36 protein-coding genes are annotated in these 23,396 nt (G+C 41.4%); 34 read left to right on the forward strand and 2 right to left on the reverse strand.

Translation table 11 applies throughout. From position 1 onward, the window contains the following. Positions 1 to 7 precede the first annotated feature (7 nt). From rplC to D7Z94_RS15315, 33 genes are all read left to right on the forward strand, one after another. Positions 8 to 625, forward strand: coding sequence for a 50S ribosomal protein L3 (gene rplC / locus D7Z94_RS15155; protein WP_120712440.1), 618 nt, complete (start codon positions 8 to 10; stop codon positions 623 to 625). After that, positions 625 to 1,254: a 50S ribosomal protein L4 gene (rplD, locus tag D7Z94_RS15160; protein ID WP_120712441.1), complete on the forward strand. Its 630-nt coding sequence runs from the start codon at positions 625 to 627 to the stop codon at positions 1,252 to 1,254. The genes rplC and rplD overlap by 1 nt, the downstream gene beginning before the upstream one ends. Before the next feature lie 7 nt (positions 1,255 to 1,261). Then, positions 1,262 to 1,552, forward strand: coding sequence for a 50S ribosomal protein L23 (gene rplW / locus D7Z94_RS15165; RefSeq protein WP_120712442.1), 291 nt, complete (start codon positions 1,262 to 1,264; stop codon positions 1,550 to 1,552). A gap of 9 nt (positions 1,553 to 1,561) precedes the next feature. Continuing rightward, positions 1,562 to 2,386, forward strand: a complete 825-nt coding sequence (gene rplB, locus D7Z94_RS15170; protein WP_120712443.1) for a 50S ribosomal protein L2 — start codon at positions 1,562 to 1,564, stop codon at positions 2,384 to 2,386. An 18-nt stretch (positions 2,387 to 2,404) separates the two neighbouring features. Next, a complete protein-coding gene (rpsS, locus tag D7Z94_RS15175; protein ID WP_120712444.1) occupies positions 2,405 to 2,683 on the forward strand; it encodes a 30S ribosomal protein S19 in 279 nt (92 codons plus the stop codon). A gap of 3 nt (positions 2,684 to 2,686) precedes the next feature. Next, positions 2,687 to 3,094 (forward strand): 50S ribosomal protein L22, encoded by a 408-nt coding sequence (gene rplV, locus D7Z94_RS15180; RefSeq protein WP_120712445.1) that lies wholly within the window; start codon positions 2,687 to 2,689, stop codon positions 3,092 to 3,094. A gap of 1 nt (position 3,095) precedes the next feature. Next, positions 3,096 to 3,812, forward strand: a complete 717-nt coding sequence (rpsC, locus tag D7Z94_RS15185; RefSeq protein ID WP_120712446.1) for a 30S ribosomal protein S3 — start codon at positions 3,096 to 3,098, stop codon at positions 3,810 to 3,812. Positions 3,813 to 3,831: 19 nt separating this feature from the next. After that, positions 3,832 to 4,257, forward strand: coding sequence for a 50S ribosomal protein L16 (rplP, locus tag D7Z94_RS15190; protein ID WP_120712447.1), 426 nt, complete (start codon positions 3,832 to 3,834; stop codon positions 4,255 to 4,257). 12 nt (positions 4,258 to 4,269) lie between these two features. After that, positions 4,270 to 4,461, forward strand: coding sequence for a 50S ribosomal protein L29 (gene rpmC, locus D7Z94_RS15195; protein ID WP_120712448.1), 192 nt, complete (start codon positions 4,270 to 4,272; stop codon positions 4,459 to 4,461). Between the two features lie 13 nt (positions 4,462 to 4,474). Next, positions 4,475 to 4,732: a 30S ribosomal protein S17 gene (gene rpsQ, locus D7Z94_RS15200; RefSeq protein WP_120712449.1), complete on the forward strand. Its 258-nt coding sequence runs from the start codon at positions 4,475 to 4,477 to the stop codon at positions 4,730 to 4,732. Positions 4,733 to 4,734: 2 nt separating this feature from the next. Next, a complete protein-coding gene (rplN, locus tag D7Z94_RS15205; protein ID WP_120712450.1) occupies positions 4,735 to 5,103 on the forward strand; it encodes a 50S ribosomal protein L14 in 369 nt (122 codons plus the stop codon). Positions 5,104 to 5,116: 13 nt separating this feature from the next. Next, positions 5,117 to 5,431: a 50S ribosomal protein L24 gene (rplX, locus tag D7Z94_RS15210; protein WP_120712451.1), complete on the forward strand. Its 315-nt coding sequence runs from the start codon at positions 5,117 to 5,119 to the stop codon at positions 5,429 to 5,431. A 2-nt stretch (positions 5,432 to 5,433) separates the two neighbouring features. After that, positions 5,434 to 5,985 carry a 50S ribosomal protein L5 gene (gene rplE, locus D7Z94_RS15215; RefSeq protein ID WP_120712452.1) on the forward strand — a complete coding sequence of 184 codons (552 nt, stop codon included), beginning with the start codon at positions 5,434 to 5,436 and terminating at the stop codon, positions 5,983 to 5,985. Between the two features lies 1 nt (position 5,986). Continuing rightward, the gene (gene rpsN / locus D7Z94_RS15220; protein ID WP_013993870.1) at positions 5,987 to 6,256 is read left to right on the forward strand and encodes a 30S ribosomal protein S14; all 270 of its coding nucleotides are present in this window, start codon (positions 5,987 to 5,989) and stop codon (positions 6,254 to 6,256) included. A 44-nt stretch (positions 6,257 to 6,300) separates the two neighbouring features. After that, complete coding sequence (rpsH, locus tag D7Z94_RS15225; RefSeq protein ID WP_120712453.1) at positions 6,301 to 6,699, forward strand: 30S ribosomal protein S8; 399 nt, start codon at positions 6,301 to 6,303, stop codon at positions 6,697 to 6,699. A gap of 23 nt (positions 6,700 to 6,722) precedes the next feature. Next, complete coding sequence (gene rplF, locus D7Z94_RS15230) at positions 6,723 to 7,265, forward strand: 50S ribosomal protein L6 (protein ID WP_120712454.1); 543 nt, start codon at positions 6,723 to 6,725, stop codon at positions 7,263 to 7,265. Positions 7,266 to 7,276: 11 nt separating this feature from the next. Beyond that, entirely contained in the window at positions 7,277 to 7,633 is a 357-nt protein-coding gene (gene rplR / locus D7Z94_RS15235) for a 50S ribosomal protein L18 (protein WP_120712455.1), read from the forward strand. 7 nt (positions 7,634 to 7,640) lie between these two features. Then, positions 7,641 to 8,165, forward strand: coding sequence for a 30S ribosomal protein S5 (gene rpsE, locus D7Z94_RS15240; protein WP_120712456.1), 525 nt, complete (start codon positions 7,641 to 7,643; stop codon positions 8,163 to 8,165). A gap of 12 nt (positions 8,166 to 8,177) precedes the next feature. Beyond that, complete coding sequence (gene rpmD, locus D7Z94_RS15245; RefSeq protein ID WP_120712457.1) at positions 8,178 to 8,357, forward strand: 50S ribosomal protein L30; 180 nt, start codon at positions 8,178 to 8,180, stop codon at positions 8,355 to 8,357. An 11-nt stretch (positions 8,358 to 8,368) separates the two neighbouring features. Continuing rightward, positions 8,369 to 8,821, forward strand: coding sequence for a 50S ribosomal protein L15 (gene rplO, locus D7Z94_RS15250; protein WP_120712458.1), 453 nt, complete (start codon positions 8,369 to 8,371; stop codon positions 8,819 to 8,821). A gap of 11 nt (positions 8,822 to 8,832) precedes the next feature. Further along, complete coding sequence (gene secY / locus D7Z94_RS15255) at positions 8,833 to 10,176, forward strand: preprotein translocase subunit SecY (protein WP_120712459.1); 1,344 nt, start codon at positions 8,833 to 8,835, stop codon at positions 10,174 to 10,176. A gap of 3 nt (positions 10,177 to 10,179) precedes the next feature. Beyond that, a complete protein-coding gene (gene infA, locus D7Z94_RS15260; RefSeq protein WP_015753973.1) occupies positions 10,180 to 10,395 on the forward strand; it encodes a translation initiation factor IF-1 in 216 nt (71 codons plus the stop codon). A 9-nt stretch (positions 10,396 to 10,404) separates the two neighbouring features. Continuing rightward, entirely contained in the window at positions 10,405 to 10,521 is a 117-nt protein-coding gene (gene ykgO / locus D7Z94_RS15265; RefSeq protein WP_013621733.1) for a type B 50S ribosomal protein L36, read from the forward strand. Positions 10,522 to 10,523: 2 nt separating this feature from the next. Beyond that, the gene (gene rpsM / locus D7Z94_RS15270; protein ID WP_120712460.1) at positions 10,524 to 10,898 is read left to right on the forward strand and encodes a 30S ribosomal protein S13; all 375 of its coding nucleotides are present in this window, start codon (positions 10,524 to 10,526) and stop codon (positions 10,896 to 10,898) included. Positions 10,899 to 10,945: 47 nt separating this feature from the next. Then, on the forward strand, positions 10,946 to 11,338 hold the full coding sequence (gene rpsK, locus D7Z94_RS15275) for a 30S ribosomal protein S11 (protein ID WP_120712461.1): 393 nt from the start codon (positions 10,946 to 10,948) through the stop codon (positions 11,336 to 11,338). Positions 11,339 to 11,425: 87 nt separating this feature from the next. Further along, the gene (rpsD, locus tag D7Z94_RS15280; RefSeq protein WP_120712462.1) at positions 11,426 to 12,031 is read left to right on the forward strand and encodes a 30S ribosomal protein S4; all 606 of its coding nucleotides are present in this window, start codon (positions 11,426 to 11,428) and stop codon (positions 12,029 to 12,031) included. 18 nt (positions 12,032 to 12,049) lie between these two features. Beyond that, positions 12,050 to 13,042: a DNA-directed RNA polymerase subunit alpha gene (locus D7Z94_RS15285; RefSeq protein ID WP_120712463.1), complete on the forward strand. Its 993-nt coding sequence runs from the start codon at positions 12,050 to 12,052 to the stop codon at positions 13,040 to 13,042. Positions 13,043 to 13,099: 57 nt separating this feature from the next. Continuing rightward, positions 13,100 to 13,639 (forward strand): 50S ribosomal protein L17, encoded by a 540-nt coding sequence (gene rplQ / locus D7Z94_RS15290; protein WP_120712464.1) that lies wholly within the window; start codon positions 13,100 to 13,102, stop codon positions 13,637 to 13,639. 93 nt (positions 13,640 to 13,732) lie between these two features. Next, a complete protein-coding gene (carA, locus tag D7Z94_RS15295) occupies positions 13,733 to 14,854 on the forward strand; it encodes a glutamine-hydrolyzing carbamoyl-phosphate synthase small subunit (RefSeq protein ID WP_120712465.1) in 1,122 nt (373 codons plus the stop codon). A gap of 113 nt (positions 14,855 to 14,967) precedes the next feature. After that, positions 14,968 to 16,257: a phosphopyruvate hydratase gene (gene eno, locus D7Z94_RS15300; protein ID WP_120712466.1), complete on the forward strand. Its 1,290-nt coding sequence runs from the start codon at positions 14,968 to 14,970 to the stop codon at positions 16,255 to 16,257. A gap of 125 nt (positions 16,258 to 16,382) precedes the next feature. Continuing rightward, the gene (locus D7Z94_RS15305) at positions 16,383 to 17,921 is read left to right on the forward strand and encodes a glycogen synthase (protein WP_120712467.1); all 1,539 of its coding nucleotides are present in this window, start codon (positions 16,383 to 16,385) and stop codon (positions 17,919 to 17,921) included. A gap of 131 nt (positions 17,922 to 18,052) precedes the next feature. After that, positions 18,053 to 19,339 carry a citrate synthase gene (locus tag D7Z94_RS15310; protein ID WP_120712468.1) on the forward strand — a complete coding sequence of 429 codons (1,287 nt, stop codon included), beginning with the start codon at positions 18,053 to 18,055 and terminating at the stop codon, positions 19,337 to 19,339. A gap of 107 nt (positions 19,340 to 19,446) precedes the next feature. Next, positions 19,447 to 20,361, forward strand: a complete 915-nt coding sequence (locus tag D7Z94_RS15315) for a dimethylarginine dimethylaminohydrolase family protein (RefSeq protein WP_120712469.1) — start codon at positions 19,447 to 19,449, stop codon at positions 20,359 to 20,361. A gap of 7 nt (positions 20,362 to 20,368) precedes the next feature. Here D7Z94_RS15315 and D7Z94_RS15320 read toward each other — a convergent pair whose 3' ends face one another. Together D7Z94_RS15320 and D7Z94_RS15325 are read right to left on the reverse strand one after the other, a co-directional pair. Beyond that, complete coding sequence (locus D7Z94_RS15320; protein WP_158594648.1) at positions 20,369 to 21,505, reverse strand: serine hydrolase domain-containing protein; 1,137 nt, start codon at positions 21,503 to 21,505, stop codon at positions 20,369 to 20,371. 112 nt (positions 21,506 to 21,617) lie between these two features. Continuing rightward, positions 21,618 to 22,439 carry a LytR/AlgR family response regulator transcription factor gene (locus tag D7Z94_RS15325; RefSeq protein WP_120712471.1) on the reverse strand — a complete coding sequence of 274 codons (822 nt, stop codon included), beginning with the start codon at positions 22,437 to 22,439 and terminating at the stop codon, positions 21,618 to 21,620. 224 nt (positions 22,440 to 22,663) lie between these two features. On the opposite strand from D7Z94_RS15325, the gene D7Z94_RS15330 reads away from it, so the two are divergent. Next, positions 22,664 to 23,248, forward strand: coding sequence for a TetR/AcrR family transcriptional regulator (locus tag D7Z94_RS15330; RefSeq protein ID WP_158594649.1), 585 nt, complete (start codon positions 22,664 to 22,666; stop codon positions 23,246 to 23,248). The last annotated feature ends 148 nt before the right edge of the window (positions 23,249 to 23,396 follow it).

The following is a 23,396-nucleotide window of genomic DNA, read 5'->3' on the forward strand; positions in this document are numbered from 1 at the left end:
AATCAATATGTCTGGGTTAATAGGAAAAAAAGTAGGCATGACCAGCATCTTTGACGAAAATGGAAAAAACATTCCATGTACCGTTATCGAAGCCGGCCCATGTGTAGTTACCCAAGTCAGAACCGAAGAGGTAGACGGGTATAGTGCCCTTCAACTCGGTTTCGATGACAAGGCAGAAAAGCGTGCAAACAAGGCCGAATCCGGTCATTTTAAGAAAGCAGGCGCATCTCCTAAAAAGAAGGTCATTGAATTCCGCGATTTTGAAGGTGAATTTAAATTGGGAGATACCATTGGTGTCGATGTTTTTGTAGAAGGAGAGTTTGTTGATGTAGTGGGCACTTCAAAAGGGAAGGGCTTTCAAGGCGTAGTCAAAAGACATGGTTTTGGAGGGGTTGGTCAATCTACACATGGGCAGCATAATAGGCTAAGGGCCCCAGGATCTATTGGTGCGGCATCCACACCCTCAAGGGTTTTTAAGGGAATGCGTATGGCCGGTAGAATGGGTGGAGATCGGGTTACCGTTCAAAATTTAAGGGTTCTTAAAGTAGTACCTGAGAAAAACCTTATCGTTGTTAAGGGATGTGTTCCCGGTCATAAAAATGCATACGTAACTATTGAGAAGTAATGAAGGTAGCAGTTTTAGATATCAAAGGAAAAGACACTGGTAGAAAGGCAGACCTTTCTGATGCAGTCTTCGGAATAGAGCCCAACAAACATGCGGTGTATTTGGACGTAAAGCAATATATGGCGCATCAAAGGCAGGGTACCCATAAGGCCAAAGAGCGCGGTGAGATAGTTGGAAGTACCCGAAAAATAAAAAAACAAAAAGGTACGGGAACCGCCAGGGCCGGTAGTATTAAGTCTCCGATTTTTAGAGGCGGAGGACGTATTTTTGGACCGAGGCCTAAGGACTATTCCCAAAAACTAAACAAAAATGTAAAGCGTTTGGCCCGTAAATCGGCCTTGAGTATGAAGTCAAAGGATAAGGCAATTTTAGTTGTTGAAGATTTTGATTTTGAGATGCCAAAGACCAAGGATTTTATTCAAGTTTTGAAGTCGTTAGGGCTGGAAAACAAAAAATCTTTGTTTGTGTTGGGCCATTCAAATAATAGCGTATATTTGTCTTCGCGTAATTTGAAGGGTTCAGAGGTTTTAACTAGCTCAGAATTAAGTACTTACAAAATATTAAACGCCAATAATATTGTGTTGTTGGAAGGTGCTTTGGAAGGGCTTGAGACCAACCTAAATAAATAAGAAAGCCATGAGTGTGTTGATAAAACCTATAATAACCGAAAAGATGACAGCTGATAGCGAGTTGTACAACCGTTATGGTTTCTTTGTAGATCCCAAAGCGAACAAGTTGCAGATCAAAGATGCTGTTGAGGCCACTTATGGAGTTTCGGTTAAAAAGGTTCGGACCATGAACTATGGCCCGACCAGAAAATCCAGATACACCAAGACAGGAGTACAGCATGGTAAAACAAATGCCTTAAAAAAGGCAATTGTAGATGTAGCGGATGGAGATATCATCGATTTTTACAGTAATCTATAAAGACACGGAATGTCAGTTAGAAAATTAAAACCGATAACTCCCGGACAGCGTTTTAGAGTAGTAAACGGATTTGACGCGCTTACTGCTGATAAGCCGGAGAAAAGCTTGCTTGCTCCGTTAAAAAAGTCGGGAGGTAGAAACAGTCAAGGAAAAATGACCATACGCCATAGAGGTGGTGGCCACAAAAGAAGGTACAGGATTATTGATTTTAAAAGGGACAAACAAGATGTTGCCGCTACGGTCAAATCTATCCAATATGACCCCAATAGGACTGCCTTTATAGCACTTTTGGAGTATTCTGATGGTGAAAAACGCCATGTAATTGCGCAAAATGGTCTTCAAGTCGACCAGAAAATTTCATCTGGGAAAGGTGTAGCACCGGAAATCGGTAATGCATTACCCTTGAGCGAAATTCCATTAGGGACAATTATTTCATGTATTGAGTTGCGACCTGGACAAGGAGCAGTAATGGCAAGAAGTGCCGGTACTTTTGCCCAATTAATGGCAAGGGAAGGCAAGTATGCGACCGTTAAACTACCCTCAGGAGAAACCAGATTAATACTTTCTGGCTGTTTGGCCACCATTGGTGCAGTGTCCAATTCGGATCATCAGTTAATTGTATCCGGTAAGGCGGGTAGAAGTAGATGGCTTGGCAGAAGACCTAGAACGCGTCCTGTTGCCATGAACCCTGTAGATCACCCAATGGGTGGTGGTGAAGGAAGAGCATCCGGAGGCCATCCTAGATCCAAGAATGGAATCCCGGCCAAAGGATATAGGACTCGTTCCAAGACCAAGGATACCAACAGATACATAATAGAACGTAGAAAGAAGTAAAATTAGAAAGAAGAATAAATGGCACGCTCATTAAAGAAAGGACCTTACGTTCATTATAGTTTAGAGAAAAAGATTCAGCAGAATGCAGCTTCTGGAAAGAAAAGCGTCATTAAGACGTGGTCCAGGGCCTCTATGATAACGCCTGATTTTGTTGGTCTGACCATTGCGGTTCATAACGGACGACAGTTCGTACCTGTGTATATTACCGAAAATATGGTGGGCCACAAGCTGGGAGAATTTTCACCTACTCGATCTTTTAGGGGTCATGCAGGTGCAAAGAACAAAGGTAAAAAGTAAGCTATGGGAGTTCGAAAAAGACAGATGGCCGAAAGACTAAAGGCTGAAAAGAAACAGATGGCATTTGCAAAGCTCAATAATTGTCCCACCTCACCACGCAAAATGCGCTTAGTGGCGGATTTGATTCGGGGCGAAGGTGTTGAAAAGGCATTGGCAATCCTAAGGTTTAATCCTAAGGAAGCTTCGCGCAGGTTGGAGAAGTTGTTACTTTCGGCATTGGCCAATTGGGAGGCTAAGAACGAAGAGGCCAACGTTGAGGATGCCGAGCTTTTTATTAAGGAAATACGAGTAGATAGTGCAGGTATGCTAAAACGATTACGGCCTGCCCCTCAAGGAAGGGCACACAGAATAAGAAAGCGTTCCAACCATGTAACATTGGTTTTGGAATCTAACAATAATATGGAAAGTTAGGATGGGACAAAAAACAAATCCGATAGGGAATCGTCTAGGAATCATCAGGGGATGGGAATCCAACTGGTATGGAGGAAGCGATTATGGTGAAAAATTGGCCGAGGACGAAAAAATACGGAAGTATATCCATGTACGTCTTTCCAAGGCGAGCGTATCCCGGGTAATTATTGAACGTACGCTAAAATTGATTACAGTCACCATCACTACGGCCAGACCGGGTATCATAATTGGTAAGGGCGGACAAGAAGTAGATAAATTGAAGGAGGAGCTTAAGAAGATTACCAATAAAGAGGTCCAGATCAATATCTATGAAATTAAAAGGCCGGAGTTGGACGCCAATTTGGTAGCCGCCAGTATCGCCCGTCAAATAGAAAGTAGAATATCTTTCAGACGTGCTATAAAAATGGCTATCGCCGCAGCGATACGTATGAATGCAGAAGGGATAAAAGTACAAATATCAGGACGTTTAAACGGGGCGGAAATGGCTCGATCCGAGTCTTACAAGGAAGGCAGGATTCCATTATCGACCTTTAGGGCAGATATTGATTATGCCATGCAGGAAGCCCATACCACCTATGGAAGATTGGGTATTAAAGTATGGATCATGAAGGGCGAGGTATACGGTAAGCGGGAGCTTTCCCCATTGGTCGGCATGTCCAAGGGCCAAGGAAAAGGGGGCAAACAAGATGGAGGAAGGAAACCACGCCGTAGAAAGTAATTTTTTAAAGAAGTAGAAAATGTTACAACCAAAGAGAACCAAGTACCGCAAAATGCAGAAAGGCCGTATGAAAGGCAATGCCGGAAGAGGGCATCAACTTTCAAATGGTATGTTCGGTATAAAGACCTTGGATTCAAAGTTTATAACATCAAGACAAATCGAGGCGGCCCGTATTGCGGCTACCCGATATATGAAAAGGGAAGGACAACTGTGGATAAAGATTTTCCCGGACAAGCCTATCACCAAAAAACCCTTGGAAGTACGTATGGGTAAAGGTAAGGGAGCCCCGGAATATTTTGTAGCCATTGTTAAGCCTGGAAGGATTCTTTTTGAGGTTGCAGGTGTACCTATGGATATTGCCAAGGAAGCATTACGTTTGGCGGCACAGAAATTGCCGGTCAGAACAAAATTTGTTGTTGCACGGGATTATGAGCATAAGGATTAATCGTAAGGTGATATGAAAAAACAAGAGATAAAACAAATGTCGGTAGAAGAGCTTACGGAAAAACTTGCCGAATTTAAAAAGCAACATGCCGACTTGAAAATGGCCCATTTTGTGACACCATTGGAAAATCCACTTCAGATAAGGAAGGTCAGGAGAACTGTAGCAAGATTGGCAACGGAATTAACTAATAGGGAAAACCAATAATTGGTTCTGCTTTATGGAAAAAAGAAACTTAAGAAAAGAAAGAATAGGGGTCGTGACAAGTGACAGAATGGAGAAATCCATTGTGGTAGCGGAAGTCAAAAGGGTTAAGCATCCCATGTATGGTAAGTTCGTTTTAAAAACGAAAAAATATGTTGCGCACGACGAGAAGAACGATTGCAATATAGGAGATACCGTAAAGATAATGGAGACCCGTCCTTTGAGTAAGACCAAATGTTGGAGGTTAGTAGAAATTTTGGAAAGAGCTAAATAATTATGTTACAGCAAGAATCTAGGCTAAAGGTAGCGGACAACACGGGGGCAAAGGAAGTTTTGACCATTAGGGTACTCGGTGGAACAAAAAGAAGATATGCTTCCATTGGGGACAAAATAGTGGTTACCGTTAAGGAAGCGACGCCCAATGGGGGAATAAAGAAGGGAGCTGTTTCTACTGCCGTTGTGGTAAGGACCAAAAAAGAAGTGAGAAGACCGGATGGCTCTTACATACGCTTTGATGACAATGCCTGTGTATTGTTGAATCCAACGGGAGAAATGAGAGGAACCCGGGTGTTTGGACCAGTGGCCAGGGAGCTTCGGGAAAAACAATTCATGAAAATTGTATCCTTGGCGCCTGAGGTACTATAATATTGTATTGGAGATGAGAAAGTTAAAAATAAGGACAGGAGATACCGTACGGATCGTTGCCGGTGACCACAAAGGAACCGAAGGTAAGATTTTAAGTGTGGATATTAAGAAGAACAAAGCAATCGTGGAAGGTGCCAATATGGTTTCCAAACATGAAAAGCCTAGTGCCAAAAATCCGCAGGGAGGTATTGTCAAAAAGGAAGCGCCTATTCATATTTCCAATCTGTCATTGATCGATGCAAAGTCGGGAGAAACGACTAGAGTCGGATTTGAGATTAGGGATGGAAAGAAAGTACGGGTTTCCAAAAAATCGAATGAAGTAATTTAGTTATGGCTTACGTAGCAAGGTTAAAGAAAGAATACAACGAGCGAATCATCGATGCTTTGAAGCGGGAATTCGGTTATAAGAATGTGATGGAAGTTCCGAAGTTGAAGAAGATCGTGGTCAGTAGAGGAGTCGGTGCCGCCGTTGCGGATAAAAAGTTGATCGACCATGCCGTTGAAGAACTTGGTATCATTACCGGCCAAAAAGCAGTTGCCACAATATCCAAAAAAGACGTAGCTGCCTTTAAGTTGCGAAAAGGAATGCCAATCGGTGCCAAGGTTACACTTCGTGGTGAGCGTATGTATGAATTTTTGGATAGACTCGTTACTACTGCTTTGCCCAGGGTAAGGGACTTTCAAGGTATTAGGGCCACCGGTTTCGATGGGCGCGGCAATTATAACTTGGGTGTTACGGAACAAATTATTTTTCCGGAAATCAACATTGATAAGATTAATAGGATCAATGGGATGGATATCACTTTTGTTACTTCTGCAGATACAGATAAGGAAGCAAAATCATTGTTAACGGAATTGGGATTACCCTTTAAAAAGAACTAGTATGGCTAAAGAATCAATGAAGGCCCGTGAAAGGAAAAGGGCAAGAACGGTAGCTAAATATGCTGAAAAGCGTAAAGCTTTAAAAGAAGCTGGAGATTATGAGGCTTTGCAGAAGTTACCGAGAAACGCCTCCCCGGTGCGTATGCACAATCGTTGTAAGTTAACGGGAAGACCCAAAGGGTATATGCGTACTTTTGGGATTTCCAGGGTAATGTTCAGGGAGATGGCCAACAAAGGATTGATTCCAGGGGTTAAAAAAGCCAGTTGGTAGATTAATTGTATAATTCTGAATACAGATATTCTTAATAAAGAGAAATGGTTACAGATACTATAGCAGATTATTTAACAAGGGTTAGGAACGCCAGTAGAGCAGGACACCGCGTAGTTGAAATACCCGCATCCAACCTTAAAAAGGAAATAACCAAGATACTCTTTGACCAAGGGTATATTTTAAGTTATAAGTTTGAGGACAATGAAGTACAAGGCACAATTAAGATAGCCCTCAAATATGATAAGGTGACCAAGGAACCGGTCATCAAGAAAATTCAACGCGTAAGTAAACCTGGATTAAGGAAATATGCGGGTTCTGAAGATTTACCTCGTGTCCTTAATGGTTTGGGAATTGCCATAGTATCAACCTCACATGGGGTAATGACAAGTAAGCAGGCCAAAAATGACAACGTTGGGGGAGAAGTTTTGTGCTACGTATATTAATAGTATAGAAAAGAAGTATAAAGATGTCTAGAATAGGTAATAACCCGGTAGCGATTCCTGAAGGAGTGACCGTAGAGGTAAGCGACAATGTGGTTACGGTAAAGGGTAAACTTGGAGAGTTGACACAGGAGTATTCCGGAGTATCCATAAAGATTGAAGACGGCCAGGTATTGGTTGCCAGACCTTCGGACTCCAAGGAACACAAAGCCAAACATGGTTTGTATAGAGCTCTTGTCAGAAATATGGTGGATGGTGTTTCTAAAGGATGGACCAAGGAATTGGAGCTGGTAGGCGTAGGATATAGGGCATCCAATCAAGGACAGAAGTTAGACCTTGCCTTGGGATTCTCCCATAATATCGTTATGAACCTAGCGCCTGAGGTTAAAGTAGAGACCACATCCGAAAAAGGAAAGAATCCGATTATAAAATTAACGTCCCATGATAAGCAATTGGTGGGACAGATAGCGGCCAAAATCCGATCTTTCCGTAAGCCGGAACCTTACAAAGGGAAAGGTATCAAATTTGTTGGTGAGCAATTAAGAAGAAAAGCAGGTAAATCAGCTTAATAATACAAGTAATGGCATTATCAAAGATTGAAAGAAAATATAGGATAAGAAAGAGAATACGCAAAGTATCCTCTGGAACTGCCGAAAGACCCCGGTTATCCGTCTTTAGAAGTAATAGCGAAATTTACGTTCAAGTCATAGACGATAGGAAAGGTGAAACCTTAGCTGCAGCTTCTTCCAGAGATAAGGATTTGGCCAAGGCAAAAGGAACCAAAAAGGAAGTAGCCACATTGGTGGGTAAGGCCATTGCCGAAAAATGTTCTAAAGCAGGTATAGAAAAAGTTGCCTTCGATAGGGGTGGAAACCTTTATCATGGAAGGGTAAAAGCTTTGGCCGAAGGAGCCAGGGAAGCAGGACTAAAATTTTAAATTAGGTATGTACCAGAAATACAAAAACGTTGAGACCGTTAAGCCTGGAGGCTTAGAATTGAAGGATAGATTGGTGGGCGTCCAAAGGGTAACCAAGGTAACCAAGGGTGGAAGGGCCTTTGGCTTTTCCGCAATAGTTGTTGTTGGTGATGAAAATGGTGTTGTGGGACATGGTTTGGGTAAATCCAAGGAAGTGGCAACGGCCATTGCCAAAGCCATTGAAGATGCCAAGAAGAACCTGATTCGTATTCCTTTGAATAAAGGTACACTTCCGCATGAGCAAAAAGGAAAATATGGCGGTGCGCGAGTTTATATACAGCCGGCATCCCATGGTACCGGGGTAATTGCAGGTGGAGCCGTAAGGGCGGTGTTGGAATCCGTAGGTGTACAGGACGTATTGTCAAAATCCCAAGGATCGTCCAATCCGCATAACGTTGTAAAGGCAACTTTTGATGCGTTGCTACAACTTAGGGACGCCAGGACAGTTGCAAGGCAAAGAGGTATTTCCTTGGAAAAAGTGTTTAAAGGATAACAGGTAAGGATAATGGCAAAGATTAAAGTAAAACAGGTTAGGAGTAGCATTAAGCGACCACAAAATCAAAAAAGGACTTTAAAGGCGCTTGGTCTGCGAAAAATAGGGCAGGTAGTGGAGCATGAGGACACACCTAATATCCTGGGCATGATAAACAAAGTAAAACATTTGGTTTCCACCGAAGGAGCTTAACATAAAAGATCATGAATTTAAGTAATCTAAAACCAGCCAAAGGTGCTGTCCATAAAGAAGGGAAAAGAGTAGGAAGGGGCCAAGGCTCCGGAAAAGGAGGTACAGCTACCAGAGGTCACAAAGGTGCAAAATCAAGGTCTGGATACTCCAAGAAAATAGGTTTTGAAGGAGGACAAATGCCGTTGCAAAGACGTGTTCCCAAGTTTGGTTTTACCAATATCAATAGGAAGGAATATAAGGGTATAAACCTGGATACTTTGCAGGAATTGGTCGATAAAAAAATAATAAAGGATACGGTAACTATTGATGCATTGATTGAAAATAGATTGGCCCGTAAAAATGATTTGGTCAAAATCCTTGGGGGCGGTGAGTTAAAAGCCTCCCTCAAAGTTTCCGTTCATAAATTTACTGCTAGTGCCAAGGCGGCGATAGAGGCTGCAGGTGGAGAGGCAATAAGTTTATAAGGAAGAATATTATGAAGAAATTTTTTGAAACCATATCCAATATTTGGAAAATAGAAGAGCTAAGGAATCGTATCTTAATTACCTTGGGTCTTCTTTTGGTGTACCGTTTTGGTTGCCAAATTGTTCTTCCAGGTATTGATTCATCACAACTTGCCGAATTGGCTTCCAGTACGGATCAAGGTATTTTCGGTTTGTTGAACGCCTTTACAGGAGGGGCATTTGCTAATGCATCGATTTTTGCATTGGGGATTATGCCCTACATTTCGGCATCTATTGTGGTTCAATTAATGGGAATAGCCATACCCTATCTTCAGAAACTGGATAAGGAGGGCGAAAGTGGTAGGAAGACCAAAAACCAGATTACAAGATGGTTGACCATCGGAATCTGTATTGTGCAGGCACCGGCATATTTGTATGGCTTGGAAGCTTTTGGGGTTAGGGACAGTGCATTCCTTTTGGGAAAAGGCCTAAACTTCATGATTCCCGCTGTAATTATTTTGGTAACAGGATGCGTCTTTGCGATGTGGTTGGGTGAAAAAATTACGGACAAGGGTATTGGAAATGGAATTTCCTTGTTGATAATGATCGGGATTATTGCAACCATGCCCCAATCATTTGTACAGGAGTTTTTCTCTAGGACTACGAATAACACTGGAGGCTTAATGTTCATTTTGATCGAGGTTATCCTATGGTTTCTGGTTATTCTGGCCAGTGTACTCTTGGTAATGGCCACAAGGCGTATTCCGGTTCAGTATGCGAGAAGATCCGCATCAGGAGGATATGAAAAGAATGTAATGGGTTCAAGACAATATATCCCATTAAAACTAAATGCATCCGGGGTTATGCCCATTATTTTTGCCCAAGCAATAATGTTCGCCCCGGGATTGTTGGGGAAAACATTCAACGAGACAGCCTTTGGACAGTGGATGGAGGTACAGTTCAGCGACATATTTGGTTTGGCATATAATATTTTATTCGGGGTACTTATCGTAATATTCACGTTTTTCTATACGGCTATTACCGTACCTACCAATAAAATGGCGGATGATCTTAAAAGAAGTGGAGGGTTCATTCCCGGGATACGACCTGGCAAGGAAACGGCCGATTTTTTAGATAAAATCATGTCCTTGATAACACTCCCGGGCTCAATATTCCTGGCCTTGCTTGCGGTTCTACCTGCAGTTGTGGTAAAACTTATGGATGTGCAGGCGGGATGGGCATTGTTCTATGGCGGCACCTCCTTGTTAATTATGGTAGGAGTAGCCATTGATACGGTTCAACAAGTAAATGCTTATTTGCTGAACAGACATTATGATGGATTAATGAAAACTGGAAAAAATAGAAAAGTAGCATAGTTTATGGCCAAGCAAGCACCTATAGAACAAGATGGTAGCATTATAGAGGCATTGTCCAATGCAATGTTTCGGGTAGAATTGGAAAATGGTCATGTAGTTACCGCCCATATCTCCGGAAAAATGCGCATGCATTATATAAAACTACTTCCAGGGGATAAGGTGAAGTTGGAGATGAGTCCTTATGACCTTACCAAAGCTAGAATTACATATAGATATTAAGAAGGAGACATGAAAGTAAGAGCATCGATAAAAAAAAGGAGTGCCGAGTGCAAAATCGTTCGGAGAAAGGGACGATTGTACGTGATCAACAAAAAGAATCCTAGATTTAAACAAAGACAAGGATAGTTATGGCAAGAATTGCAGGTATAGATATACCAAAACAAAAAAGAGGTGTAATAGCCCTGACCTATATTTTTGGTATTGGAAAAAGTAGGGCCAAGGAAATTTTGGAAAAGGCCCAAGTAAGCGAGGATACCAAAGTATCTGACTGGAACGATGACGAAATTGGTCGTATTCGGGAAGCCGTTTCATCCTATACCATAGAAGGTGAACTACGTTCAGAGACCCAATTGAACATTAAACGTTTAATGGATATTGGATGCTATAGAGGCATTCGCCATAGATCAGGATTACCTTTAAGAGGGCAAAGGACAAAGAACAATTCCAGGACCCGTAAAGGAAAAAGAAAAACTGTTGCCAACAAGAAGAAGGCAACGAAATAACAAATTGGTATATAGTATAACAGCTTAATACTAAACACGAAAAGAAAATGGCAAAGGCAAGTACAAAGGCGGCAAAAAAACGCAAGGTTATCGTGGACTCGGTAGGAGAGGCCCATATCACTGCCTCTTTTAACAATATCATAATTTCGTTGACCAATAAGAAGGGCGATGTAATCTCATGGTCCTCAGCAGGCAAGTTGGGCTTTAGGGGTTCCAAGAAAAATACACCATATGCTGCACAGGTAGCCGCAGAGGATTGTGCAAAGATTGCCCATGAGGCTGGCCTTAGAAAGGTTAAGGTTTATGTAAAAGGCCCGGGCAATGGTAGGGAATCGGCAATACGAACTATTCATAATTCCGGTATTGAGGTAACTGAAATTATTGATGTTACCCCTATGCCCCACAACGGATGTAGACCTCCCAAAAGAAGAAGAGTTTAAACAACACATAAATATTTCATAGGAGTGTACCTAATGATTATCGAAGGATAAGCCTTAATTCATAATCGCACTTCAAACTATAGGAAAATGGCAAGATACACAGGACCAAAAAGTAAAATCGCCCGAAAGTTCGGAGAAGCGATTTTTGGAGACGATAAGTCTTTTGAGAAAAAAAATTACCCTCCGGGACAACATGGACAAAACAGACGTCGCGGAAAAAAATCGGAATATGCCATCCAGCTAATGGAGAAGCAAAAAGCCAAGTATACCTATGGTATTTTGGAAAAACAGTTTCGCAACCTTTTTGCCAAGGCAAAACGTAAGGAAGGTGTTACCGGTGAAGTACTATTGCAATTGTGCGAGTCCCGTTTGGATAATGTGGTATACAGAATGGGTATTTCCACATCTAGAAGAGGGGCAAGGCAATTGGTTTCCCACAGGCACATAACCGTAAACGGAGAATTGGTAAATATACCGTCTTACTCTTTACGACCTGGAGATGTTGTTGGTGTAAGGGAAAAATCCAAGTCCCTGCAAGCTATACAAGATGCATTGGCTGCCAATAGCAGTGTATATGAATGGATTACATGGAATACTGAGAAGAAGGAAGGTACTTTTGTTTCTACCCCTGAACGTTTGCAGATTCCTGAGAATATCAAGGAACAATTAATAGTCGAGTTATACTCAAAATAAATCAACACTGATCCAATTATGGCATTATTTAATTTTCAGAAACCCGATAAAGTAATAATGATCGATTCCTCAGACTTCGAGGGCAAATTCGAATTTCGCCCCTTGGAGCCTGGTTATGGATTAACTGTTGGGAACGCATTAAGAAGGGTATTGCTTTCTTCCTTGGAAGGACACGCCATCACATCGGTAAGGATCGATAAGGTAGAACATGAATTTTCCGTAATTCCGGGTGTTGTAGAGGATGTTACGGAGATTATACTGAACCTAAAACAGGTTCGGTTTAAAAAGCAAATAGAGGATTCCGAAGCGGAAACCGTTTCTATATCCGTAAGTGGTAAAGAGCAAATGACCGCAGGAGATTTCCAAAAGTTTATCTCGGGATATCAAGTGCTGAATCCGGATTTGGTTATTTGCAATATGGATGCCAAAGTAAGCATCAATATGGAAATCACCATTGATAAAGGAAGGGGCTATGTACCAGCCGAGGAAAATAAAAAGTCAGGGACACCCCTAGGAACCATTGCGGTAGATTCTATCTTCACCCCAATAAAGAATGTAAAATACAGCATCGAGAATTTTCGTGTGGAGCAGAAGACCGATTATGAAAAATTGGTGTTCGAGATCGAAACGGATGGTTCCATTCACCCAAAGGATGCTTTGACCGAGGGAGCCAAGGTCCTTATACATCACTTTATGTTGTTCTCCGATGAGCGTATTACTTTGGAGGCGGATGAAATTGCACAAACGGAAACCTATGATGAGGAATCCTTGCATATGAGGCAATTGCTTAAGACAAAATTGGTAGATATGGATCTCTCCGTACGTGCCTTGAACTGTTTGAAAGCTGCCGAGGTGGATACACTTGGGGATTTGGTATCCTTTAACAAGAATGACTTGATGAAATTTAGGAATTTTGGTAAAAAGTCCCTCACCGAATTGGAGGAATTGGTTATCAACAAAGGTCTAAGTTTTGGAATGGACCTCTCTAAATATAAGTTGGATAAAGATTAATAATTTGCTTCTGTTGGAAGGGAGGGTCCCGGATAAGGAAGAAAATAGAAAACTACAATGAGACACGGTAAAAAGTTCAATCATTTAGGACGAAAAGCTGCCCATAGAAAAGCCATGCTGGCAAATATGGCTTGTTCCCTAATTGAACACAAAAGAATAAATACCACGGTGGCCAAGGCCAAGGCCTTAAAGCAGTTTATAGAACCATTGATTACCAAATCCAAGGCGGAGAACAATCAAACGGCGGAAAAAGGCACGCACAATAGGCGTGTTGCCTTTAAGAACCTTAGAGATAAATATGCGGTTACTGAGCTTTTTGATTCAGTCTCGGAAAAAGTTGGCGATAGGCCAGGGGGCTATACAAGAATTATAAAGCTGGGCAACCGTCTGGGAGATAATGCGGATATGGCCATGATAGAGTTGGTAGACTTTAACGAACTTTATAATGCTGGTAAACCGAAGAAGAAATCCACGCGTAGGAGCAGAAGGGGTAAAGGAAGTAAATCCGAAGCACCACCTGTGGCCGTGGCGGAAAACGCAGTAGAATCAAAAGAAGCAGCGGACATTGAAGCTAAAGCGGATGATTCTGAAGAATAAAATGTTAGTATATTTTAATATTTACGAAAGGATAGACTTTATAGTTTATCCTTTTTTTATGTTTATTTGTGAAACAAAAATAGAGCAGCACTTATGAAGTACACATCCAAAAAAAAGGCATTATTGATATTGGCAGATGGAACAATTTTCCATGGAAAGGCAGTTGGTGATAAAGAAGGTACGGCATTTGGTGAAGTATGCTTCAATACGGGTATGACGGGATATCAAGAAATATTTACGGACCCTTCCTATTTTGGACAGCTCATGGTCATGACCAACGCCCATATCGGAAATTATGGGGCGCATAATGAAGAAGTGGAGTCCGATACAGTAAAGATAGCCGGGCTTATCTGTAAAAATTTTAGTTATGAATATTCCCGACCTGATGCGGATATGGGCTTGAAGGAGTTTTTGGACAAGAGTAACTTATTTGCAATCTCGGATGTGGATACCAGGGCATTGGTCAGCTATATAAGGGACAATGGTGCTATGAATGCCGTGATTTCTACGGATGTAGAAAATTTGGAAGCTCTCAAAAGTAAATTGGCAGAAGTACCCAGTATGGAAGGTTTGGAACTGGCCTCCAGAGTTTCGGCAAAGGAAGCCTACTATTACGGGGATGAGAATGCCAGCTATAGGATATCCGCATTGGACATTGGCATAAAGAAGAACATTCTTAGGAATTTGGCAAAACGGGATGCCTACATAAAGGTGTTTCCCTATAACACCTCATTTGAGGAGATGGCTGCATGGAATCCGGATGCCTATTTCATATCCAATGGACCCGGGGATCCCGAACCTTTAACGGAGGCTATTGCAACGGCAAAGGAAATTATTAAAACAGACAAACCACTTTTCGGTATATGTTTAGGTCATCAGGTCATTGCCCTTGCCAATGGAGTATCTACCTATAAAATGCATAATGGGCATAGGGGAATCAATCATCCCATTCTAAACTTGATTACCGGAAAGGGAGAGATAACCTCTCAAAACCATGGGTTTGCCATCAACAGGGAAGAGACCGAAAAAAACCCAAATTTGGAAATTACCCATGTACATCTCAATGATCAAACCGTAGCAGGAATACGAATGAAGAACAAGGATGTATTCTCGGTACAATACCATCCGGAAGCAAGTCCGGGACCTCATGATGCGGACTATCTTTTTGATGATTTTTTTGAGATAATCAAGAAGACGTCACAGCAAACGGTTTAGATTAAATAATCGTTATTTCATAGAGAATATTGTAGCTCAAAGCCTTAGGATAAGGGCACCGTTTCGTATCTTTGCATTTTCAAAATCAATCCTAAAAACTAAAGAAAAAACAAATGAGTATCATCCTTAGTGTACATGCAAGACAAATTCTGGATTCAAGGGGAAATCCAACGGTAGAAGTAGATGTAATTACGGAGAATGGTGTTCTAGGAAGGGCTGCGGTACCTTCAGGAGCATCTACCGGGGAACATGAAGCAGTGGAGTTACGGGATGGGGGCAGCTCATTTATGGGAAAGGGTGTTAGTAAGGCCGTTGACAATGTAAATTCCGTAATCGCCGAGGAGATTTTGGGGACCTCCGTTTTTGAACAGAACGCAATCGATCAGGCCATGATTGCATTGGATGGTACTCCCAATAAGTCAAAACTAGGGGCCAATGCCATTTTGGGGGTTTCCCTTGCTGTGGCAAAGGCCGCTGCCAATGAATTAGGAATCCCGTTATATAGATATGTAGGAGGTGTTAGTGCAAACACCTTGCCCGTTCCCATGATGAATATCATAAATGGAGGCTCGCATTCCGATGCACCTATTGCATTTCAGGAATTTATGGTAATGCCGGTGAAGGCCAAGAATTTTGCCCATGCCATGCAAATGGGAACCGAGATTTTCCATAATCTAAAGAAAGTGCTTCACGATAGAAATTTAAGTACCGCAGTAGGTGATGAAGGAGGATTTGCCCCTACTTTGGATGGTACGGAAGATGCCCTGGATACCATTGGCAAGGCGGTCGAGAATGCCGGGTATAAATTCGGGGACGATGTAATGATAGCCTTGGACTGTGCAGCGGCGGAGTTCTATGAAAATGGCACCTATGATTATACCCTATTTGAAGGCGATAAGGGAGCGGTACGTAACTCTGAGGAACAAGCTGAATATTTAGCCGAACTTTGTTCTAAATACCCTATTATCTCGATTGAGGATGGAATGGACGAAAACGATTGGGACGGGTGGAAACTCCTCACCCAAAAAGTTGGCGATAAAGTACAATTGGTCGGGGATGATCTTTTTGTTACCAATGTGGAACGACTTTCACGGGGAATCGAAAATGAGATTGCCAATTCTATTTTGATCAAAGTAAATCAAATAGGAACACTTTCAGAGACAATTGCGGCGGTAAACATGGCCAAGAATGCGGGATATACTTCTGTAATGAGTCACCGCTCCGGGGAAACCGAGGATAACACCATTGCTGATTTGGCTGTTGCGTTGAATACTGGCCAGATCAAGACAGGTTCAGCTTCCCGATCGGATAGGATGGCCAAATACAATCAGTTGCTGCGTATAGAGGAAGAATTGGGGGAAGTGGCCTATTATCCACAGGGAAAAGCATTTAAAGTAAAATAAATTACCTTTTGTTAACCTATAGGAAGCCTTCCTAAAAAAGGAAGGCTTTTTCTTTGTAGTTTATGACCAATCTCATTACATATTTAATGCGCATTGCGTATATTTTGGCCTTCTAATTTTTACGAATGAACAACTTCCTTTTTGTTGCCGCCGAGAATGATGCCATAGCCAATTGTAAGGCTGGCGGTATGGGCGACGTTGTTAGGGATGTCCCCAGGCAGATTTCCGAAAGAGGGGATAAGGTACATGTTATAGTCCCTTCCTATTCCAGACTTCACAGAGATGGAGGAACTCTAAAAACGCGGCTTACCTTTCATCTAAGGGGAACTACCTATTCTGCGGAGTTGTATGAGGTGATTCCAAAAAAAGAATATAACAATATCCACCATTATGTTATCCATCACCCTGAAATAGAGGCAGGGGATATTGCCCATATCTATCATAACAATCCCGTTGAGCCATTTTATACGGATTTCATTAAGTACGTTATATTTTGTACTGCAGTGGCCGAAGCTATTAAGGAAGATGCTTTTGGTAGTTTGGATATTGTTCATATGCATGACTGGCATTCCAGCCTCATGGTATTCTTAAAGACATACCACCCGGCATATGAGTCCCTAAAAAGAATACGATTTGTATATACCATCCACAATTTGGCAATACAAGGCATACGGCCATTCGGGGATAATTATTCTTCTTTACAAAATTGGTTCCCTGATATTTCTTTGGATTACGATAATTTGATGGATTATAGATACCGGGATTGTGTTAACCTTATGGCTTTGGGCATTCGGCTTTCCGATGCTGTACATACAGTATCTCCGTCCTATAAGGAAGATGTACTTTTACCCAGTTCCCCTCCTGAGTTTATAGGTGGGGAAGGTTTGGAAAAAGATTTAGGGCAGGCGGAAAATCAAGGTAGGCTTTATGGGATTTTAAATGGGTCCAATTACAAAAATATCCGTACCGCCAAGAAAGGGAACATCTATCGTAATACGGTCAAGGCACTTTTTAGATGGTTGCAACAAGAGTCCAAAAAATACAAGGCGGATTTCCTGGCACATACCGGGGAAAAGGTTATGGAATTGGTAGATAATAGACCTAAGTTCATCATTTCCAGCGTGGCCCGTTTAACCGAACAAAAGTTCTATTTCTTTAAGCGTTCTCCTGAAGTCTTTATTGAAATCCTGAAGAAGTTGCAAAAGGTTGATGGTATCTTTATGCTCTTGGGAACAGGAGCACCGGAGTACGAGGAACTCTTTAGGGGATTGAGTTACGAGCATGAGAATTTCATTTTTACCAATGGTCAATCAGAGGATTTGATTGATTCCATCTATCTGGAAACGGACCTCTATTTTATGCCAAGCCTTTTTGAGCCTTGCGGCATTAGTCAAATGTTGTCCATGCGTAATGGAAATCCCTGTCTAGTACATGCAACAGGAGGCCTAAAGGACACAGTGGAACATATGAAGACCGGATTTAGTTTTGGTGGGGACTCCTACGATGAGAAAATCAACAATATGCTACTGAGTTTTGATGAGGCTTTGGATGTCTTTCAGAATGATAAACCCAAATGGAAAAAGATACAATCCGCGGCAAAAAAAATGAGATTTACCTGGGAGAAATCCGTGGATGAATATTATAAGGTGCTCTATTTACTTTAAGCTTTTTCAGAGGTTTTTAATTCGGTCTATAGGCTATGTTAATAATCTCCTAAACAAGAAACCTTAATTGTTAACATTCTCTCTTTTTCTTAACTTTACTGTTCTTTCTAAATAATATCTAAATCATCCAAATGTCAGACAAAGCTACGCTGGAATATAATGGTAAAAAATATGAATTTCCTGTAACCGAGGGTGCCGAAAACGAACTCGCCATGGACATAAAAACGTTACGGTCCGTTACCGGGGGAATGATTACCCTAGATCCGGGATACAAAAACACTGGATCTTGCGAAAGTGCCATTACTTTTCTGGATGGTGAAAAAGGCATTTTAAGGTATAGGGGCTATTCCATAGAAGAGCTTGCCGAGAAGGCCGATTTTCTTGAAGTTGCCTATCTATTGATTTTTGGGGAGTTGCCCAATAAGGAGCAGCTTTCCAAATTTCATAATGATATTCGGGAAGAGTCACATGTGGATGAGGAGATGAAGAAGATTTTGGATGGTTTTCCTAAATCCGCCCACCCTATGGGCGTACTTTCTTCGCTCACCAGTGCTTTAGTAGCTTTTAATCCTTCTTCTGTGGATGTTTCTTCCGAATCGGAAATGTATAAATCCATTGTAAGGATCCTGGCAAAGTTTCCTGTACTTGTGGCTTGGGCCATGCGTAAGAAAAAAGGATTGCCCTTGGATTATGGAGATGATACTCTGGGCTATGTCGAGAACATCCATAAAATGATGTTCAAACGGCCCAATAAAGAATATAACAAGAACAAAATCGCAATCGATGCGCTGGACAAGTTGTTAATATTACATGCAGATCATGAACAGAACTGTTCTACTTCTACTGTACGAATTGTAGGTTCTTCACATGCCGGGTTGTTTGCATCACTATCCGCGGGGATTTCCGCGCTTTGGGGGCCACTACATGGAGGTGCCAACCAAGCAGTTCTAGAAATGCTGGAAGCCATTGAGGCGGATGGTGGCGATACTAAAAAATATATGGCCAAGGCCAAGGACAAAAGTGACCCGTTTCGATTAATGGGTTTTGGGCATAGAGTATATAAGAATTTTGACCCTAGGGCCAAGATTATCAAGAAATCTGCAGATGAAGTTTTGGGAGATCTAGGTATCGAAGATCCCATTTTGGAAATCGCTAAAGGACTGGAGAAGGAAGCCTTGGAAGATCAATACTTTGTGGACAGAAAATTATATCCCAATGTGGATTTTTATTCGGGTATTATCTATCGTGCCCTAGGCATTCCTACCGAGATGTTTACCGTAATGTTCGCTTTGGGCAGATTGCCCGGTTGGATTGCCCAATGGAGGGAAATGCGTTTAAATGGAGAGCCCATTGGTCGTCCCAGACAAGTCTATATAGGTGAAAATCATAGACCTTTTGTTGCTGTGGATTTGAGATAATATCGATTAGATCGTTTTGTAAAGAATAGCCCTTATCCAATTTTGGATGAGGGTTTTTTGTTGGTTCCCGCTATCTGGGAATTCCTATATTTGCCAAAAAATTTATAATGCTCCATCTTAATGTAAACGATGAAACCTCCCGATTGAGGGCGGTGCTTTTGGGAACGGCAAGGAACAATGGGCCCATACCCAAACCCGAGAACGCCTACGATCCAAAATCCCTTCAGCATATATTGGCAGGTACCTACCCTAAGGAAGCGGATATGATAAATGAAATGGAGGCATTGGCAAACATTTTTAGGGCTTACAATGTTGAGGTATTTAGGCCGGAAGTACTGGAGGACTGTAATCAGATTTTCTCCCGGGATATTGCCTTTGTTATAGAGGATAAATTGATAAAGGCCAATATACTTCCGGATAGGGAAGAAGAGTTTGATGCTATTTTACATGTGCTGGAATACATCCATCCGGATAATATCCTGTATCCACCTGAGGAGGTTCATATTGAGGGTGGTGATGTTATGCCCTGGAACAATTATATTTTCATTGGTACCTATACGGGTCATGACTATCCGGATTATATTACCGCGAGAACCAATTGGGAAGGAGTGGAGTATATTAAACGGATGTTTCCCCATAAAGAGGTAAAGTCCTTTGAGCTTCGGAAATCAATCGCTAATCCAAAGGAGAATGCACTTCATTTGGACTGTTGTTTCCAACCCGTAGGAAAGGATAAGGCCATTCTTCATAAAAATGGATTTTTGGTGGAAGACGAATATCAATGGTTGGTAGACTATTTTGAAAAAGAAAATATTTTTGAGATTACCGCTGACGAAATGTATCGTATGTTTAGCAATGTATTTTCCATTTCGCCCGATGTTGTGGTTTCCGAACGTAATTTTACCCGACTCAATAATTGGTTACGGGACCGAGGGTTAACCGTTGAAGAAGTACCCTACGCGGAAATTTCCAAGCAAGGTGGGTTATTGCGCTGTAGCACAATGCCTCTGATCAGGGATTAACTTCCTTTTACATAAACAGTGCCATTAAGATATCCATTTGAAGGTTTTCTGCTTTTTTACGGATAGGTGATTCCATCATGGTGTTGAAATTGGTGGCAATGAAGACAACGGACTCTAACTCCGGTAGGTAGATTAGGACGCATCCCGCTCCGACTCCACCTCCGGAGTGACCAATGCCACACGTGGTTCCCAAGTCGTAGTACGTTAAACCCAGACCATATTTGCGTTCTCCTTCTTCGCTTAAGACCCATTCTTGCATGATTTCCAGAGTTTTTGGGGTAAGTAATTTCCCGGAAATTAGACCTCTTAAAAAAAGAATGGCGTCTTCACTGGAAGCCACCAGACCATCATCACCTTTCATAGAGGATACATTGGCCCTTTGTAACTTCGAAATGTTCGTCGGTATACCTTCCAGTAGTACATCCCAATAGGCATCTACCAAATGTAAATTCAAATCGATATTGTCTTTTGACAGTATATGAGTGGATTTCAGATTAAGCTTTTCAAACAATTCCTTTTCCATGTAAGCCACGTGATCCCCTGTTATTTTATCCGCAATTAATGACAGGAGACCAAAATTGGTATTGCGATAGGCGTACTTGCTACCGGGCTCAAAATCCAAAGATTTTCCACTTATATAGGAGAGCATTTCGGAGACGTTAAGCACGGTTAAGGGATCTTGGATAATTCGAGATACCAATAAGGGATCGGTACTATACTCCGGAAGTCCGGAGGTATGGTTCAAAAGCATTTTTATAGTGATTTTGTCCACACCCTTTATCGGTTTTAACCAAGGATAATCAAGGTACTGAACAATGGGATCTTGCAATTTCAATTTTCCCTTTTCATACAATTGAAGGATAACGACCGCCATATAGGTCTTGCTTATACTTTGTAGGTAATGTAAATGTTCCGTGGTAAGTGGAGTTTGGTTTTCGAGATTTGCCAGGCCTTCTGCATGGGACCATAATCCTATTTGTTCATTGTAAACAGCCAATGATAGGCCGGGAATACCAAGATCTACGTATTTTTTGAGTACGCTCTTTACCGCTTCCTGTTTTTCCCGGGGAAACCCACTTTCTTGTGCAGTAAGGGATAGTGTAACTACCAACAGTAATCCCATAATTTTAACCCTTCTGTTCATGACTTGAAATTTTGACAAATATCCGGGCATAGCTAAGCACAATCCCAATGATTTTGAAACGAATAGGATGAACTGTAGTATTTTTAGGGCTGGGATGTAGAACAGGGATGGTTTAAGAACGAGGAGCCGTAATACTGAACCATTTTTTAAAGTCCGGTGCAGTAATTCTACTTACAATTGAAGTCTCCATGGATAGCCCAGAATCAAATTCAACCAACAATTTGCCATTTACCTCTTTACGATATCCTTTAATTTGCTCTCTATGCACAATATATTTTCGATTTAATCGAAAGAAAATCTCTCCGGGCAACTCAGGCAAAATCTTGTTCAGGGAATCGTCCAAAACAAATTGTTCCCCGGTCTTGGTTCTAAGAAAGGTGGCCTTATCCTCTACATAAAATACCGCTATTTGTTCAAAGGCTATTTGCTTTATGCTATTCCCTAGAACTACTGAAAAACCTTTTGAGCGTAGTTTTTTGTCCTTTTCGCGCAATGATTGGGCGATTCTCCATTGATCGTAGAGGTAAAATCCAACATAAATACCATTGATGACCAATATCCAAATAAAGAAGATAAACAAATTATACGTGTAAAAACCGGTTGGTAAGGGTCCTTCACCAAAAAGGGCATTTATAGTTTCAGTTGCCAAGATGATAAAACCTTGGGCTACTAGATTCGTAATCAATAATTGCAATACCAACCGTTTGACCAGAGCCTTTTCGTAGGGCATTGTCCTATCCATCCAAAGAATGGTACGTCTTATCAACCACCAGGCGATGTAACCCGTTACAGTATCGATGGAGTACGTAGTATAGGTATACCAATCCCATCTGATCGTAGCATAAGTAAGATGATAGTTGATGGTATTGATAATGGGTATCAATATCAAAAACAACGGAACATCATTGTATTTGCCTAGATATTTTGAGGACATCCCATACACTATTTAAGTTTAAAGATAACGACCTATTTTCTTTGTTACAAAGTAAGGTCACGGGCTGATACAATGAATAATTTGTCGGGTGGGTGATAGACTATCTATGGGCCTGGGCGGAGTAGTCATTTCTTGACATATAGAAAACTTTAACACCTGTTTTTTTGGTTTACTAGACGAGTGGTCATATTTTTGTCCGGAGTTTGAAAATGATGCATAAAACTTTGAAACATGAAATAAAGGCAGACTATCTCTTGGAAAGGGGAATGGAATTGCTTTGGTCCAAAGGATACAATGCTACAAGTGTAAATGATATTGTAGTGGCGGCCAATGTCCCCAAAGGGTCTTTTTATTTCTATTTTGACAGTAAGGAGGATTTTGCCATTAAGGCTATCGATAAGTATTTTCAAGCCCAATTTGCCCCTGCACAGGAAATTTTATTGGACAAAACAGTTTCTCCGAAAGAACGTCTTCTGAATTTTCATGAATTCCGATGCAATGTGCTAAAGAATGAAATGGAATGTAAAATGGGATGTTTGGCTTGTAATTTGGGCAACGAAATGGCCGAGCATAACGAAAACATTAGAAAAGCCATCCTTCAAAGGGAAACTCTAGTACAAGCCCAAATCACGGCTGTTGTGAAGGAGGCGCAGGAATTAGGGGAAATTGATTCCACTTTGAACGCAGCGGATATAGTCGCTTTTTTTGAAGATGCCGGCAAAGGGGCGATGACCACTATGAAGGAAATGAAAAGTGCCTACCCCATTGATAATTTTATGAATATGGTAAGAGCCATTTTGCTTAAATAATTTTTTTTGAAAGATACTAGATGACCGGTCAATTATAAAATATTCAAACAAGAACAGATTTTATTTTAAAATTGTCCAGATCAGCAGAATTTAATCGTCTTAGTACTATAATATAGAATGCAATTTTTATTAAAACCCGTTCGCAACA

The organism is Ulvibacterium marinum (assembly GCF_003626755.1).
Taxonomy (GTDB): Bacteria; Bacteroidota; Bacteroidia; order Flavobacteriales; family Flavobacteriaceae; genus Ulvibacterium; species Ulvibacterium marinum.

Excerpts from the sequence above, each read along its gene's own strand:
- rplC (WP_120712440.1), top strand. The coding sequence starts at position 8 with ATGTCTGGGTTAATAGGAAAAAAAGTAGGCATGACCAGCATCTTTGAC.
- rplD (WP_120712441.1), top strand. The coding sequence starts at position 625 with ATGAAGGTAGCAGTTTTAGATATCAAAGGAAAAGACACTGGTAGAAAG.
- rplW (WP_120712442.1), top strand. The coding sequence starts at position 1,262 with ATGAGTGTGTTGATAAAACCTATAATAACCGAAAAGATGACAGCTGAT.
- rplB (WP_120712443.1), top strand. The coding sequence starts at position 1,562 with ATGTCAGTTAGAAAATTAAAACCGATAACTCCCGGACAGCGTTTTAGA.
- rpsS (WP_120712444.1), top strand. The coding sequence starts at position 2,405 with ATGGCACGCTCATTAAAGAAAGGACCTTACGTTCATTATAGTTTAGAG.
- rplV (WP_120712445.1), top strand. The coding sequence starts at position 2,687 with ATGGGAGTTCGAAAAAGACAGATGGCCGAAAGACTAAAGGCTGAAAAG.
- rpsC (WP_120712446.1), top strand. The coding sequence starts at position 3,096 with ATGGGACAAAAAACAAATCCGATAGGGAATCGTCTAGGAATCATCAGG.
- rplP (WP_120712447.1), top strand. The coding sequence starts at position 3,832 with ATGTTACAACCAAAGAGAACCAAGTACCGCAAAATGCAGAAAGGCCGT.
- rpmC (WP_120712448.1), top strand. The coding sequence starts at position 4,270 with ATGAAAAAACAAGAGATAAAACAAATGTCGGTAGAAGAGCTTACGGAA.
- rpsQ (WP_120712449.1), top strand. The coding sequence starts at position 4,475 with ATGGAAAAAAGAAACTTAAGAAAAGAAAGAATAGGGGTCGTGACAAGT.
- rplN (WP_120712450.1), top strand. The coding sequence starts at position 4,735 with ATGTTACAGCAAGAATCTAGGCTAAAGGTAGCGGACAACACGGGGGCA.
- rplX (WP_120712451.1), top strand. The coding sequence starts at position 5,117 with ATGAGAAAGTTAAAAATAAGGACAGGAGATACCGTACGGATCGTTGCC.
- rplE (WP_120712452.1), top strand. The coding sequence starts at position 5,434 with ATGGCTTACGTAGCAAGGTTAAAGAAAGAATACAACGAGCGAATCATC.
- rpsN (WP_013993870.1), top strand. The coding sequence starts at position 5,987 with ATGGCTAAAGAATCAATGAAGGCCCGTGAAAGGAAAAGGGCAAGAACG.
- rpsH (WP_120712453.1), top strand. The coding sequence starts at position 6,301 with ATGGTTACAGATACTATAGCAGATTATTTAACAAGGGTTAGGAACGCC.
- rplF (WP_120712454.1), top strand. The coding sequence starts at position 6,723 with ATGTCTAGAATAGGTAATAACCCGGTAGCGATTCCTGAAGGAGTGACC.
- rplR (WP_120712455.1), top strand. The coding sequence starts at position 7,277 with ATGGCATTATCAAAGATTGAAAGAAAATATAGGATAAGAAAGAGAATA.
- rpsE (WP_120712456.1), top strand. The coding sequence starts at position 7,641 with ATGTACCAGAAATACAAAAACGTTGAGACCGTTAAGCCTGGAGGCTTA.
- rpmD (WP_120712457.1), top strand. The coding sequence starts at position 8,178 with ATGGCAAAGATTAAAGTAAAACAGGTTAGGAGTAGCATTAAGCGACCA.
- rplO (WP_120712458.1), top strand. The coding sequence starts at position 8,369 with ATGAATTTAAGTAATCTAAAACCAGCCAAAGGTGCTGTCCATAAAGAA.
- secY (WP_120712459.1), top strand. The coding sequence starts at position 8,833 with ATGAAGAAATTTTTTGAAACCATATCCAATATTTGGAAAATAGAAGAG.
- infA (WP_015753973.1), top strand. The coding sequence starts at position 10,180 with ATGGCCAAGCAAGCACCTATAGAACAAGATGGTAGCATTATAGAGGCA.
- ykgO (WP_013621733.1), top strand. The coding sequence starts at position 10,405 with ATGAAAGTAAGAGCATCGATAAAAAAAAGGAGTGCCGAGTGCAAAATC.
- rpsM (WP_120712460.1), top strand. The coding sequence starts at position 10,524 with ATGGCAAGAATTGCAGGTATAGATATACCAAAACAAAAAAGAGGTGTA.
- rpsK (WP_120712461.1), top strand. The coding sequence starts at position 10,946 with ATGGCAAAGGCAAGTACAAAGGCGGCAAAAAAACGCAAGGTTATCGTG.
- rpsD (WP_120712462.1), top strand. The coding sequence starts at position 11,426 with ATGGCAAGATACACAGGACCAAAAAGTAAAATCGCCCGAAAGTTCGGA.
- D7Z94_RS15285 (WP_120712463.1), top strand. The coding sequence starts at position 12,050 with ATGGCATTATTTAATTTTCAGAAACCCGATAAAGTAATAATGATCGAT.
- rplQ (WP_120712464.1), top strand. The coding sequence starts at position 13,100 with ATGAGACACGGTAAAAAGTTCAATCATTTAGGACGAAAAGCTGCCCAT.
- carA (WP_120712465.1), top strand. The coding sequence starts at position 13,733 with ATGAAGTACACATCCAAAAAAAAGGCATTATTGATATTGGCAGATGGA.
- eno (WP_120712466.1), top strand. The coding sequence starts at position 14,968 with ATGAGTATCATCCTTAGTGTACATGCAAGACAAATTCTGGATTCAAGG.
- D7Z94_RS15305 (WP_120712467.1), top strand. The coding sequence starts at position 16,383 with ATGAACAACTTCCTTTTTGTTGCCGCCGAGAATGATGCCATAGCCAAT.
- D7Z94_RS15310 (WP_120712468.1), top strand. The coding sequence starts at position 18,053 with ATGTCAGACAAAGCTACGCTGGAATATAATGGTAAAAAATATGAATTT.
- D7Z94_RS15315 (WP_120712469.1), top strand. The coding sequence starts at position 19,447 with ATGCTCCATCTTAATGTAAACGATGAAACCTCCCGATTGAGGGCGGTG.
- D7Z94_RS15320 (WP_158594648.1), bottom strand. The coding sequence starts at position 21,505 with ATGAACAGAAGGGTTAAAATTATGGGATTACTGTTGGTAGTTACACTA.
- D7Z94_RS15325 (WP_120712471.1), bottom strand. The coding sequence starts at position 22,439 with ATGTCCTCAAAATATCTAGGCAAATACAATGATGTTCCGTTGTTTTTG.